The sequence below is a fragment of the Nitrosomonas communis genome (assembly GCF_001007935.1).
Lineage (GTDB): Bacteria > Pseudomonadota > Gammaproteobacteria > Burkholderiales > Nitrosomonadaceae > Nitrosomonas > Nitrosomonas communis.
On record NZ_CP011451.1, the window covers coordinates 3,335,500 to 3,347,501 of the forward strand.

General features: G+C 42.0%; 11 protein-coding genes. 3 read left to right on the plus strand and 8 right to left on the minus strand.

The genetic code is table 11. The annotated features are described in order from the left end of the window. Window positions 1-10: 10 nt before the first annotated feature. The 8 genes from AAW31_RS15000 to AAW31_RS15035 all read right to left on the minus strand — a co-directional run bounded on the left by AAW31_RS15000 (window position 11) and on the right by AAW31_RS15035 (window position 8,259). A complete protein-coding gene (locus tag AAW31_RS15000; RefSeq protein ID WP_046850848.1) occupies window positions 11-640 on the minus strand; it encodes a Maf family protein in 630 nt (209 codons plus the stop codon). Between the two features lie 103 nt (window positions 641-743). Then, window positions 744-1,211, minus strand: a complete 468-nt coding sequence (gene rlmH / locus AAW31_RS15005) for a 23S rRNA (pseudouridine(1915)-N(3))-methyltransferase RlmH (protein WP_046850849.1) — start codon at window positions 1,209-1,211, stop codon at window positions 744-746. Between the two features lie 138 nt (window positions 1,212-1,349). Further along, on the minus strand, window positions 1,350-1,697 hold the full coding sequence (rsfS, locus tag AAW31_RS15010; RefSeq protein ID WP_046850850.1) for a ribosome silencing factor: 348 nt from the start codon (window positions 1,695-1,697) through the stop codon (window positions 1,350-1,352). Then, a complete protein-coding gene (gene nadD, locus AAW31_RS15015) occupies window positions 1,684-2,370 on the minus strand; it encodes a nicotinate-nucleotide adenylyltransferase (protein ID WP_046850851.1) in 687 nt (228 codons plus the stop codon). Before nadD ends, rsfS begins: the two co-directional genes overlap by 14 nt. Before the next feature lie 74 nt (window positions 2,371-2,444). After that, on the minus strand, window positions 2,445-3,827 hold the full coding sequence (aceF, locus tag AAW31_RS15020; protein ID WP_046850852.1) for a dihydrolipoyllysine-residue acetyltransferase: 1,383 nt from the start codon (window positions 3,825-3,827) through the stop codon (window positions 2,445-2,447). A gap of 80 nt (window positions 3,828-3,907) precedes the next feature. Further along, window positions 3,908-6,565, minus strand: a complete 2,658-nt coding sequence (gene aceE, locus AAW31_RS15025; RefSeq protein WP_046850853.1) for a pyruvate dehydrogenase (acetyl-transferring), homodimeric type — start codon at window positions 6,563-6,565, stop codon at window positions 3,908-3,910. Window positions 6,566-6,626: 61 nt separating this feature from the next. Further along, the gene (gene folD / locus AAW31_RS15030; protein WP_046850854.1) at window positions 6,627-7,484 is read right to left on the minus strand and encodes a bifunctional methylenetetrahydrofolate dehydrogenase/methenyltetrahydrofolate cyclohydrolase FolD; all 858 of its coding nucleotides are present in this window, start codon (window positions 7,482-7,484) and stop codon (window positions 6,627-6,629) included. Between the two features lie 115 nt (window positions 7,485-7,599). Next, window positions 7,600-8,259, minus strand: coding sequence for a hypothetical protein (locus tag AAW31_RS15035; RefSeq protein ID WP_046850855.1), 660 nt, complete (start codon window positions 8,257-8,259; stop codon window positions 7,600-7,602). Between the two features lie 395 nt (window positions 8,260-8,654). On the opposite strand from AAW31_RS15035, the gene argS reads away from it, so the two are divergent. The 3 genes from argS (at window position 8,655) to AAW31_RS15050 (ending at window position 11,761) form a co-directional block, all read left to right on the plus strand. After that, window positions 8,655-10,406 carry an arginine--tRNA ligase gene (gene argS, locus AAW31_RS15040; RefSeq protein WP_046850856.1) on the plus strand — a complete coding sequence of 584 codons (1,752 nt, stop codon included), beginning with the start codon at window positions 8,655-8,657 and terminating at the stop codon, window positions 10,404-10,406. A 29-nt stretch (window positions 10,407-10,435) separates the two neighbouring features. Then, window positions 10,436-11,047, plus strand: coding sequence for an SPOR domain-containing protein (locus tag AAW31_RS15045; protein ID WP_046850857.1), 612 nt, complete (start codon window positions 10,436-10,438; stop codon window positions 11,045-11,047). 72 nt (window positions 11,048-11,119) lie between these two features. After that, window positions 11,120-11,761, plus strand: a complete 642-nt coding sequence (locus AAW31_RS15050) for a thiol:disulfide interchange protein DsbA/DsbL (protein WP_046850858.1) — start codon at window positions 11,120-11,122, stop codon at window positions 11,759-11,761. Window positions 11,762-12,002: the final 241 nt, after the last annotated feature.

Below are 12,002 nucleotides of genomic sequence, written 5' to 3' on the forward strand. Positions count from 1 at the left end.
ATCTATTTTTCTAGCTCTCGGGAAACACTTTTATTCCAGACTCTTCCAGTAATTGAGCTGTTTCAAACAATGGTAAGCCCATAACCCCACTATAGCTACCAAAAATCTCAACAATAAAGGCTGCTGCCATACCTTGAATTGCATAAGCCCCTGCTTTATCAAAAGCCTCGCCGCCCGCAATACATGCTTGAATTTCTCGTTTACCAATCTCACGAAAACGCACTGTAGTAATTGACAAACGATGCTTGATCGTCCCCTGCAAATTCAGAGCAATCGCAGTCAAGACCTGATGCGTTCTGCCTGAAAGTGCAGTCAACATCTCCTCGGCATGAATGGCATCCTTCGGTTTTCCGAAAATACATCCATCCAATGCAACAATCGTATCAGCCGCCAAGACAGGAAATAATGGCAACTTGCGCTGGATCAAACGTATCCTCCCTGCTTCCGCCTTGGCATGGGTAATACGATAAACATAATCAGTTGGAGATTCATCCAGAAGGGGGGTTTCATCAATATCAACAGCTCGAGATACTGTTTCTCGCATGAGCAACACACTATGTCTTACCCCAATTTGTTTCAGCAGTTCCCTTCTACGGGGGCTGCGCGAAGCTAGATAGATATAATGTCCAGCAAACGTCATGATGTTTAAAATTTATAGAGTAAGTGTTTGTTAAATTTATTCTTTAATAACTTCTTTTTACACAGTAGACTCATTACAACTTTTATAAACTCTCTACCGCAGGCTACACACGATGATAAGGATGCTGTCTGATAATTGATAAAGCTCGATAAAGTTGCTCTGCCAATAATACACGAACTAGACCATGGGGAAATGTAAGTCTGGAAAGTGCCAGCATTTCATTAGCCATAATCTTGATATCACGGTGTAATCCATCTGCACCTCCAATAACAAATACAACATCTCTACCATTTCTCATCCAATCAATCAGCGTCTCAGCTAACTGAATGGTAGTGAACTGTTTACCTCGCTCATCCATGACAACAATGTAACAAGCCGATGGGAGGGCTGCCTGAATACGTTCTCTCTCAGCAAGTAACAACTGTTCATTTTGCTTACTGCCCCGTTTATCTGGTTTAATTTCGATCAGATGAATGGGTATTTCCCTTGGCATGCGCTGGGTATATTCCATAAAACCAGCCACTACCCAATCAGGCATTTTATTTCCTACAGCCAAGATATAGAGTTTCATTATTTATCTCATTTCTAAATCAAACCTGACTTTGCCGGCTTCATTTTGCCGTACTATTTTTACTGTCTGCGGCTCTCGCCTTCGCGTCATTGTTGATTTGGAAATGGAGTAAAATACGCTTGCTCTTTTCATATTACCTCAAAGCATTTTTTTCTTGACTGCATTGGATTCTGCCCATAACGATTCCAAATCGTAGTATTCACGAATAGTAGGCTGCATGATATGCACTACGATATCGCCTAAATCTACCAATAACCATTCTCCAGCTTGCTCGCCTTCAATACTATAGACTTTACCTCCCGCAGCTTTCACTTTTTCCTGCACATGATGAGCTAACGCTTTGGTCTGGCGTGTTGAAGTTCCGCTAGCAATGATCATATAGTCAAATAATGAGGTAATTCTTCCTGCTTCCAATACAAGAATATCTTGTGCTTTCAGATCTTCTAGTGCAGCAATGACTATCTTTAGTAGCTCATCTGTTTTCATTTTCCCTCGTGTAAACATGGTGTGTGCCGATGTAATTCAGTACATTATCGGGAAGCAGATAACGTGCACTTTTTTCTGCTGCGATATAGGCTCGGATGGTGGTCGAAGAAATGTCCAATAATGTGGTCTCTGCTGTAAAAACAAATCCAGATGATACATGCTTCAAGGCGTTTACATCATCTGTCCAGCGATCTGAGCATGCCTCCTGTAACTTTGGTGGTAAGCACGCTTGATGCTGAAAAGAAATATGACCTGGACGATTGACAATAACCAAATGACTTAATTCAAATAACTCACGCCAAAGATGCCAATTTGGCAGTTTCAGAAATGCGTCTACTCCTATAATAAAACAAAATGCCACCTTTTTTCCTTTGAATTCCTCTTTTAATTCACGTAGCGATGCTACACTATAGCTTTCTCCAGAACGCCTGAGCTCTCGATCATCCAGAAAGAATTTTTTATTATCACGAATAGCTTCATAAAGCATGATTTTACGGTGATGCTGCGAAGCAATAGGCTCATTGCGCAAGCGTGGATGCCCTGCAGGAACAAAACGAATTTCATCCAATTGTAAAATTTCAATAAGTTCTTCTGCCACCCTTAAATGTCCAAAATGAACTGGATCAAATGTCCCTCCATAAATCCCAATCAGGGAGAATGTTTCATTAGACATTACTTAAGAAGAAATTTAGAGGAAGAGAGGTTAAGAACAATGTGCTCTAGCTGAATAATGCTATCTTGGAAACTTTAAAATAAAGCAAGGCGCATATCCGCCAATATATTCGCTAAATGTGAAGTAAAACGTGCAGCCGATGCCCCATCAATGACCCTGTGATCATAAGATAGCGACAGAGGAAGAATCAAACGAGGAACGAACTCACCATTACGATAAATTGGCTTCAAGTTCGCCCTTGAGACTCCCAGGATGGCCACTTCAGGGGCATTGATAATAGGCGTAAAGGCCGTGCCACCTATCCCGCCAAGACTAGAAATGGTAAAACTAGCCCCTTGCATGTCAGTCGGTTTTAATTTCCCTTCTCGCGCAACTGAAGAAAGTTTACCTAACTCATCAGCTATCGCAATTACACCTTTCTGATCAGCATCTCGAATAACAGGCACGACAAGACCATTGGGTGTATCTACCGCAAATCCTAAATGATAATAGCGTTTGAGTACCAGAGAGAATTCTTCATTATGCCTATCCAATGAGGAGTTAAATTCTGGATATTTTTTTAATGCTGCAGTCACAGCTTTCATGAGAAAAGCAAGTATGGTTAATTTGATCCCATTCTCTTGCTGTTTTTCATTATATTCTTTTCTAAGCGATTCTAGATCAGTAATATCCGCCTCGTCGAACTGGGTTACGTGTGGAATCATGACCCAATTACGGTGTAGATTAGCAGCTGAGATTTGCTTAATGCGACTTAACGGCTTCAATTCAATTGGCCCAAATTTCGCAAAATCGACCTGAGGCCAGGGTAATAAATCCAGTCCACCACCCAAACCTGATGTTGGTGATTTCATTAACTCTCGTTTGACAAAAGCCTGGATATCTTCCTTAAGTATGCGCTGTTTGGGACCGCTGCCAACTATCTTGCTTAAATCCACACCCAATTCCCTGGCAAAACGTCTAACTGATGGGCCAGCATGGGGCTTAGCCACAGGTGTAAGAATGGACTGTCCCCCTTCCGCATACTGTGCAGGCAACTGTAATAGCTTGCTTGAGTAGGTTTCTTGACTTGGAGCAGGCATTTCTACTGCGGTTTCAGGCTTAGTGCTCACAGTCTTGCGATCCGTTGCTGTTTCTTCAGAAATGGCTCCAGCCGAAATCGTTTTACTCTCTTCTTCAGAAATAGCTTCAGTAGCAGCCGGCTTATTCTCTTCTTCGGCTGAAACTTCCATAACAAGAATTTCTGAACCTTCAGATACCTTATCACCTACTTTGACAGTAATTTCCTTGACAGTACCGGAATAAGGGGAAGGAACTTCAATAGTAGCCTTGTCTGATTCCAACGTAATAAGCGAATCCTCTGCCTTAAGTTTATCGCCAACATTGATAAGAACTTCTACGACTGGCACATCCTTAAAGTCGCCAATATCTGGAATCATTACCTTTTTGATCTCACTCACGCCCTATCCTTAATCTACATTTAATCTATCAATGAGCAACAAAAGACCACCATGATGTAGGCAATCAATATACCCGCCGTCTATTGCGTAACGGGATCTGGTTTATCCGGATTGATGCCGAACGCCTTGATTGCCTGAGCAACCTGTTCTGCTGGGACCTTACCTTCTTCTGACAGAACATTCAATGCTGCAACGGTAATGTAATAGCGATCCACTTCAAAAAAATGTCTGAGTTTTTCACGCGTGTCAGAACGCCCAAATCCATCTGTACCCAGCACACAATAGCGACCTGGTATAAATGCTCGTATCTGATCCGCATAAATCTTCATGTAATCAGTGGCAGCCACCACAGGCCCTTCACGATCTTTCAAACAACTTTCTACATAGGGCACTCTAGCAGATTCATTCGGGTGCAGCATATTCCAACGCGCGATACTCAACGCCTCACGTCGTAATTCAGTAAAGCTGGTGACACTCCAGATATCTGCAACCACCCCATAGTCCTTTTGCAAAATGTCTGCTGCCGCAATCACTTCGCGTAATATCGTCCCCGAACCAAGCAACTGGATACGTGTACTTTTATTATTCCTAGCACCTTCACGCAGCAAATAAATTCCTTTCAATATTCCTTGCTCAACTCCTTTAGGAAGATCAGGCTGAGCGTAATTTTCATTCATCACAGTAATATAATAAAACACATCTTCCTGCTCTTGATACATACGCCGCAAGCCATCCTGGACGATCACCGCCAGTTCATAGCCATAAGTAGGATCATAGGATATGCAGTTGGGAATAGTAGAAGCAGCAAGGTGACTATGGCCGTCTTCATGTTGCAGACCTTCACCGTTCAATGTGGTTCGCCCAGCTGTTCCACCTAGCAGAAAACCACGACAGCGCATATCGCCCGCAGCCCAAATAAGATCCCCTACACGCTGAAAGCCAAACATGGAATAAAAAATATAAAAAGGAATCATTTGCACATGATGGGTGCTGTAGGCTGTGGCTGCTGCAATCCAAGAAGACATAGCGCCAGCCTCATTGATGCCTTCCTGGAGAATCTGGCCATTCTTATCCTCTTTGTAAAACATAAGCTGATCAGCATCCTCGGGGATATAGAGCTGCCCTACTGATGACCAGATACCGAGTTGACGGAACATTCCTTCCATACCAAACGTCCGTGACTCATCCGCGACGATAGGCACAATATGTTTACGGATATTTTTATCCTTGGTCAGAATATTAAGAATACGCACAAATGCCATAGTAGTAGAAGATTCTCTTCCTTCACCTCCCCCTTTCAATAAGGTCTCGAATGCTGACAAAGGGGGTATTTGCAAGGCTTCTGCCTTCCGTTCACGATGATGTAAAAACCCACCCAAGGCTTTACGTCGATCTTGCATATAAGTAAATTCCGGTGAATCCTTATCAAATTTAAGGTAGGGAATCTCGTCGATCTTGTCATCCGGGACGGGCAAACCAAATCGATCACGAAATGCCTTGAGTGAGGTTGTGCCCATTTTCTTCTGCTGATGAGTGATGTTCTGTGCCTCACCTGACTCACCCATTCCATACCCCTTGACAGTCTTGGCAAGGATCACGGTAGGTTGCCCTTTATGTTTGACTGCAGCAGCATAGGCAGCATAGACCTTGTGCGGATCATGCCCACCCCGATTTAGTCGCCAAATATCATCGTCTGACATATTAGCAACCATTTCGAGTAACTCAGGATATTTACCAAAAAAATGCTTTCTGACATAAGCCCCATCTCGGGCTTTGAAAGTCTGATACTCTCCGTCCACACATTCCATCATGCGTTGCTGAAGAAGCCCTTTGGTATCTTTTGCCAGAAGAGGATCCCAGTAAGAACCCCAAATGACTTTAATAACATTCCAGCCCGCTCCTCTAAACGTTGCCTCCAATTCCTGTATGATTTTGCCATTGCCCCTGACAGGGCCATCCAGGCGCTGAAGATTACAGTTCACTACAAAGATCAAGTTATCAAGCTTTTCGCGTGAAGCAAGTGAAATGGCCCCTAGCGACTCAGGCTCGTCCATTTCACCATCACCTGTGAAAGCCCAGACTTTACGCCCCTCGGTATCGGCTAATTGGCGACTACCCAAGTATTTCATAAAGCGCGCCTGATAAATCGCCATGTGCGGCCCCAACCCCATTGATACGGTTGGGAATTTCCAGAAATCCGGCATCAGCCATGGATGTGGATAGGATGACAGTCCTTTACCCCCTATTTCTTGACGAAAATTATCAAGATACTCCTCAGTTAATACTCCCAGTAAAAATGCATAGGCATAAATTCCAGGCGATGAATGTCCCTGAACATAGACGAGGTCAGCTCCCTTCTCCTCACCCGCTGCTCGCCAGAAATGATTGTAACCAACATCATATAAGGTTGCCGCTGAGGCGAAACTGGCGATATGTCCTCCCACATTGGTATTTCGATTGGCGCGAGCGACCATCGCCAGCGCATTCCAGCGTACGTAAGAACGAATACGGTGCTCTATGGCGTGATTACCCGGCGAACGCTGCTCTTTACCCACCGGAATGGTGTTGATATAAGCCGTATTAGCACTATAAGGAAGATATGCGCCAGAACGTCGCGCTTTTTCAACTAATTTTTCCAATAAGTAATGTGCTCGCTCTGCTCCTTCATTGGTAAGAACAGATTCCAATGCCTCCAGCCATTCCTGTGTTTCCTGTGGATCAATATCTTGTGAATTCATATTGAATTGCAGCTCCGTCTTTCAGTTTGGTAATAATATACTGGTCAATTTTAGACAAAAATCACATAACCGCCCTAGCGCGCTCAGCCGCTTCAATGGTATTACTCATTAACATGGTAATCGTCATCGGTCCAACTCCTCCAGGAACAGGTGTAATATAGCCGGCTTTTTCCTTTATCGACATAAAATCCACATCTCCGCATAGTGTCCCATCCTCCATACGGTTAATCCCAACATCAATTATAGTTGCGCCTGACTTGACCATTTCAGCCATAATCATACGTGGCTTCCCGGTAGCGACGACTAAAATATCTGCGTTGCGAGTGTGTTCAGCCAAATTTCTTGTTTTAGAACTACAAATGGTGACGGTAGCTCCTTTCTCCAGAAGCATTAATGACATTGGCTTACCCACAATATTACTGCGCCCTACAACCACAGCATGCTGTCCTTCGATTAATACTTCGTGCTCTTTTAACATCATCATGACACCATAAGGGGTACAAGGAAAAAATAAAGCATTGCCCGTTACGAGTGCACCGACGTTACAAGGATGGAATCCATCCACATCTTTCTCAATCGCGATAGCAGCAATGATTCGATGACTTTCAAAATGTCGTGGCAAAGGTAGCTGCACTAAAATGCCGTGAATCTCAGGATTTGCATTTAATACATGGATCTGCTGGAGCACGGTTTCTTGAGACGTTTTACCAGGAAAATTGTACACCTCAGAGCGAATTCCTGATTCTCTACAGGCTTTGGCCTTGTTACGCACATAAATACCAGAAGCTGGATCATCGCCTACTAGAATAACAGCCAAGCCCGGCTGTATACCCTCTTTTGCAAGATTCTCAGCACGTATTTTTAATTCTGCACGGATTTTACGCGCTATAGTATTGCCATCAATGATATCAGCACTCATTACTTTGCAAGAAACAGGCTAAATTAAATAATTGCACAAAAAAGCTCTTTTTAGGTTCCAACTATTATTACCACATGTATGTATCACAACGACATCTACCTTTAAACTGCATTTATTATGCAGCAGGGGGTATGTCTGGATGTTTTCTTTTCTTGAATTTAATACGATAAATCAGTAGTCCAATTACAGATACTGAAGCTATAAAAAGAAAGGCTGTCAGCAGACCAAAAGCTAAAATAAAAATATCACTGCTTTCAGGCAAAAAAATGGTGACAAACCATACTCCAGCAAAGCCCGTCAATAATCCACCAAATAATATGATTTTTTTTCCAAGATCATAATGCCGCCATACAGAACCAGAAACTCCAATCTCATCAACATAATGATCAAAAACCTCCGCCAGACTCTCATCTCCAGGCGACGATTCATGACCAATTGCTATCGCCAAAGCATCATCCCCATCTTCTAGTTTAGATATTCTCTTAAGAAAATCTACTTGTTTTTGTGCTCGCTTAGGTTTGATACCATCCTTCATCATCATTGAGCATAGCGTTGAGAATGCTTTCTCACGAGCTATTTCTGTAGAATCATGCTTTTCATAGAACTGCCACATCACGCCAACCAGATAAAGTTGAATGGTCATCTCCTTGAATTGAGGAGCAAAATCATATTTTTTACTCTTAATATGCGCGATCTGTTCATCCAGCACTACTTTCGCATGCTGAATGCAATCATCTAGTGTTACTGCTTCTTGATTGACTATTGAATCATTCATGCTTATAACCTTTATTTTTTCCGAGCAAAATTTACAACCCAATACATTATAACCTGCTAGCGAACACTAAACCCAGAAAATACGAGACAAGCAAATTATGGGCGCCTCTAGAAATTCAAAATTCTAAACAAGACAAGGCGAGAACAAAAAATGTTGACGCAGCCTATAACTGATAGGTAAGAAAACATTTAAAACATTTTTTTTGTAAACCACGAAGTATGGTGGCGAGACGGGGTAAGCAGGCTATCCCCGAAGCGGATGCTCGCAAATATGAATTTTTAGAGGTACCCTTAAATATAATAGTGACTGTGCCTAGGGCATCAACCACTTATACGATAGACTTAGCTTATCTCTTCCTCGTTATAATAGCGCCTTATTAAATTGATTTTCTTATTATGACAGTATCAACTCAATGTAATTATAAAATCCATCTTTCCCAATTACTGCTTCTGGCTACCCAAAAGATTCTTCCTCAAAATTATGAAATTAATATTGAATTAGCACGTCCCAAGCAAGCTAATCATGGCGATTATTCCAGTAATCTGGCAATGCAATTAAGCAGGTATTTGCACAAAAACCCACGTGAAATCGCAACAGCACTCATTGGTGCATTACCTGATTCACCTTATTTAGAAAAAGCTGAAATTGCCGGCAATGGATTCATCAATCTCTTCTTGAAAATTTCAGCAAAACAGCAGTTTTTATCCGGTGTGTTATTACAGGGCGATAAATTTGGCCATAATAATTCAGGAAAAGGGGAAAAAATTCAAATTGAGTTTGTTTCTGCCAATCCTACTGGGCCTCTACATGTTGGGCATGGCCGTGGTGCAGCCTATGGTGCCAGCCTGACAAACATTATGGTGGCTAATGGTTATTCTGTCACTCGAGAGTATTATGTGAATGATGCGGGTAGACAGATGGATATATTAGCACTCTCAACCTGGCTACGTTACCTTGAGCTCTGCGGGTATACCTTCCCTTTCCCGGAAAATGCTTATCAGGGCAAATATGTGGCCGACATGGCCAAGCTAATTCATGAGGCGCATGATAATCGCTATGTATCCCAAGCTAATTCGATTCTGCAGGAACTCACCCAAATTGAAACAAGACTTGATGCTGATGAGCATTTAGACAAGTTGATTGCTATCGCAAAACAGACATTAGGAGAAGATTACGTTTATATTCACAATTTTGTGCTGACTGAACAATTGGGTGATTGTCGCAATGATTTAATGGAGTTTGGCGTGGAGTTTGACACCTGGTTTTCAGAACAGTCGCTATTTGATAGCGGCATAGTAGCACGTGCCATTCAATTACTCGATGAAAAACATACTTTGTATAAGCAAGACGGGGCTACTTGGTTTCGCTCTACTTATTTTGGGGATGAAAAAGATCGGGTAGTACAACGCGAAAATGGGCAATACACTTATTTTGCTTCCGATATAGCCTATCATCTTAACAAATTTGAACGCCATTTTGCCCATATCATCAATGTGTGGGGAGCAGATCATCATGGTTATATCGCACGAGTAAAAGGCGCAATCGAAGCATTGGCTCTTGATCCCGACAAACTTGAGATTGCTTTGGTTCAATTTGCTGTGCTCTATCGGAATGGAAAAAAAGTTTCTATGTCTACCCGTTCTGGAGAATTTGTTTCACTACGGGAATTACGCCAAGAAGTTGGCAATGATGCGGCGCGATTCTTTTATGTATTACGTAAAAGCGATCAACATTTAGACTTTGACTTGGATCTTGCAAAATCACAATCCACTGATAATCCGGTATATTACGTTCAATATGCTCATGCACGCATCAATAGTGTACTAACTCAATGGGGAGAAAATGAAACCACACTCTCGACTGTGGATACCGATTTGTTGACGAGCCAGCCAGAGCTGATGCTTCTACAAAAATTGATCGATTACCCGGATATAGTCGAAGCAGCAGGAAGGGAACGCGCTCCTCACCTGATTGCCTTTTATCTTAAAGAATTAGCTAGCGAATTCCATAGTTATTATAATTCGACTCGTTTTCTCGTGTTAGAAGAATCTGTTAAATTGGCGAGACTAGCATTAATTGCAGCGATTAAGCAGGCTCTGGCAAATGGGTTGAAATTATTAGGCGTAACCGCTCCCAGCAAAATGTAATAGAAATCATATATAGTATAGGAATTTTCATGAGCAGAGACTACAAATCCAAGGGTATGGCAACCGCGAAAAGCAGTGGTTCACTTATTCTAGGACTCTTTATCGGATATGCACTTGGTATAGCAAGCGCAATAGGCGTATGGGCACTCATCAATCAAGCTCCAAGCCCGTTCCTAACTGAAGAAAAATCAGCCAAAACTAAGCCTCAGGAAAGTATTGCCAAAAATTCACAAAATAGTAGTACTCACAAGGAAACTGAGCAGGCCAGTGCAAACAAGCCTCGTTTTGATTTCTATAATATACTTCCAGGTATAGATGAGCCTTCAGCCGAAGAACCCTTCAATCAAGGGAAGCGGCAATCACTACCTGCCGTAACAAATGACGCAGGTTCGGCAAGTGATTATTTCCTACAGATTGGTTCGTACAAGAATCCAGGTGATGCGGAAAGAATGAAAGCAGAACTGGCATTACTCGGCGTCATTGCTTCTGTTCAAACAGCAGAATCTTCTGATAAAGGCACACGATATAGGGTACGTATAGGTCCTTATGCAAAAATCACCGAGATTGATCAAATACGAAGCTCATTACATGAAAATGGAATAGAAGCCAGCTTTGTCAGAGTTCCTAAGAAAACGCCATAGCCATCATGATTCAGTAAATTTTATGATTGGATAATCGTTAGCTAAACAATTTATAGAAGAGCACAATAAAATATGAATAAATTATTTAAATTTTTCCTAGTCTTCATTACTCTTAATCTCTCAGGAATATTGTTTGCGCAGGCAGAAATCATTGAAGGGCGCGATTATATTGTTCTCGCAACTCCTCAGCCAACCGAAGATCAACGAAGCATTGAGGTCATTGAGTTTTTCTGGTACGGTTGCCCACATTGCTATGAATTACATCCACATATCGATAATTGGCGCAAAAATGCGCCCAAGGATGTAAAATTTCGATATGTTCCCGCAATTTTCCGTGCTAATTGGACGCCTGCAGCCAAAACTTTTTATGCAATGGAAGCGTTAGGTATTACAAAAGAACTTCACGATAAGGTGTATAAAGCGATTCATCGTGACAAAATTGATTTATCAAAAGAAGCCGTACTATTTGATCGGATTGAGAAACAAGGAATTGAGCGCGCAAAATTTATCAATGCGTATAATTCATTTTCCGTTCAAAACCAGGTTGCCAAGGTTTCACAAATGATAAGGCAATATAAATTAACCGGTGTACCAGCTTTAGTAGTGGAAGGAAAATATATCACGAGTGGAAAAATGAGCGGCACACCGCGCGACACGATTCAGGTATTGAATGAATTAATCGATAAAGCGCGAAAAGAGCGAGCCTCGAATTAAACCTAAAAGCATCTCGTTTACTATTTTATGGAAAAATTGAATCGATGTGATTTATATAGGCTTTTGAAATTTTCTTACTCACCAGAATATTAAGGCCGCTATAAGACACATCCTATATTGCACCAGCTACAAATGCGGTCTTGCTCTTCGCCATTCCCTCTTACAAAACAAACATAACGCGAAGGTAAACCGCAGACAGCATCTATAATCCGGCAAGATGAAGCCGACAAAGTCAGTTTTG

Excerpts from the sequence above, each read along its gene's own strand:
- AAW31_RS15000 (WP_046850848.1), bottom strand. The coding sequence starts at position 640 with ATGACGTTTGCTGGACATTATATCTATCTAGCTTCGCGCAGCCCCCGT.
- rlmH (WP_046850849.1), bottom strand. The coding sequence starts at position 1,211 with ATGAAACTCTATATCTTGGCTGTAGGAAATAAAATGCCTGATTGGGTA.
- rsfS (WP_046850850.1), bottom strand. The coding sequence starts at position 1,697 with ATGAAAACAGATGAGCTACTAAAGATAGTCATTGCTGCACTAGAAGAT.
- nadD (WP_046850851.1), bottom strand. The coding sequence starts at position 2,370 with ATGTCTAATGAAACATTCTCCCTGATTGGGATTTATGGAGGGACATTT.
- aceE (WP_046850853.1), bottom strand. The coding sequence starts at position 6,565 with ATGAATTCACAAGATATTGATCCACAGGAAACACAGGAATGGCTGGAG.
- folD (WP_046850854.1), bottom strand. The coding sequence starts at position 7,484 with ATGAGTGCTGATATCATTGATGGCAATACTATAGCGCGTAAAATCCGT.
- AAW31_RS15035 (WP_046850855.1), bottom strand. The coding sequence starts at position 8,259 with ATGAATGATTCAATAGTCAATCAAGAAGCAGTAACACTAGATGATTGC.
- argS (WP_046850856.1), top strand. The coding sequence starts at position 8,655 with ATGACAGTATCAACTCAATGTAATTATAAAATCCATCTTTCCCAATTA.
- AAW31_RS15045 (WP_046850857.1), top strand. The coding sequence starts at position 10,436 with ATGAGCAGAGACTACAAATCCAAGGGTATGGCAACCGCGAAAAGCAGT.
- AAW31_RS15050 (WP_046850858.1), top strand. The coding sequence starts at position 11,120 with ATGAATAAATTATTTAAATTTTTCCTAGTCTTCATTACTCTTAATCTC.